This is a genomic window from Psychroserpens luteolus, from assembly GCF_021032705.1.
GTDB classification, from domain to species: Bacteria; Bacteroidota; Bacteroidia; order Flavobacteriales; family Flavobacteriaceae; genus Psychroserpens; species Psychroserpens luteolus.
In genome coordinates this window covers 1-529 of the sequence record NZ_JAHVXI010000025.1, presented here as the reverse complement: position 1 = coordinate 529, position 529 = coordinate 1, and the positions used below count along the sequence as shown (strand labels likewise).

Here is a 529-nt window from a genome sequence, read left to right as displayed (position 1 = left end):
CATGGACGGAGAATGGTATCACTTATGATGGTTCTGGTGGTTCGACCTCGGTAACTATTGAAGGTGTGAACTGTGCTGCGGATCAAACACTTAACTTAACAGTAACACCGGAGCCTGCTCCTGTGGTGACTGATGTAACGATTTGTTCTGATGAGTCGTATACATGGACGGAGAATGGTATCACTTATAATGGTTCTGGAGGATCGACCTCTGTAACTATTGAAGGTGTGAACTGTGCAGCGGATCAAACACTTAACTTAACAGTAACACCGGAGCCTGCTCCTGTAGTGACTGATGTAACGATTTGTTCTGATGAGTCATATACATGGACAGAGAATGGTATCACTTATAATGGTTCTGGAGGATCAACTTCGGTAACTATTGAAGGTGTAAACTGTGCAGCCGATCAAACATTAAACTTAACAGTAACACCGGAGCCTGCTCCTGTGGTAACTGATGTAACGATTTGCTCTGATGAGTCGTATACGTGGGCTGAGAATGGTATCACTTATGATGGTTCTGGAGGATC

Annotated in this window: 1 pseudogene; it reads left to right on the top strand. The window is 44.0% G+C overall.

From position 1 onward, the window contains the following. A pseudogene (locus tag KWG70_RS17675) lies at window positions 1-529 on the top strand (hypothetical protein); the annotation flags it as partial.